This window comes from Mesorhizobium sp. P2_D1, from assembly GCF_056404455.1.
Genome location: NZ_JBFUDZ010000190.1, coordinates 1 through 579, shown reverse-complemented (window position 1 = coordinate 579; position 579 = coordinate 1). Strand labels below are relative to the sequence as shown.

The following is a 579-nucleotide window of genomic DNA, read 5'->3' as shown; positions in this document are numbered from 1 at the left end:
GAACAGGTACTCCCAGAAAACGCCCCATTCGAAGTTCATGAAGGCCGCCTATTCGATTGCGTCCCCTTCGAGCCCCCACTTCGCGAGTAACTTCTTGTAGGTACCGTCGGCCCTCATCGAATCGAAGGCCTTCTGAACGGCATCATGCATCTCGACCTCACCTTTGCGGGTGGCGATTCCGGTCTTGATCTTAGCGAACGGCTCGCCGCCAATGTCGAAAATATGGCCCGCTTTCTGGAGGAAGAAAGCAGCTGTTTCGAGAGTGGTTCCGTATGCATCCACCTGGCCAATTTGCAGCGCCTGGCGAGCATCGGAATCCTTTGGGAAGACCGTGACCGTTACCTCAGGTTTTCCAGCTTCCTTGAATTTCTTGTTCTGCTCGTCCAGCAGGCTCTGGATCGTCGTGCCATTGTCCACTGCGGCCTTGAGACCCGAAAGATCATCAAGTCCCTTGACATTCTTCGGGTTGCCCTTCGCCACTAAGAGCGACTGGCTCGAATACATGTAGTTGACAAAGTCGACGACCTCGCGGCGCGCCGGCTTGTCGAAAAGCTGCGACAGAATGGCATCGCACTGTTT

1 protein-coding gene is annotated in these 579 nt (G+C 54.9%); it reads right to left on the bottom strand.

What is annotated here, in order from left to right; all coding sequences use genetic code 11:
* Nucleotides 1–48 precede the first annotated feature (48 nt).
* Nucleotides 49–579: ABC transporter substrate-binding protein (locus AC1D0I_RS32900; RefSeq protein ID WP_477400235.1), on the bottom strand; the 531-nt coding region annotated here is incomplete at its 5' end.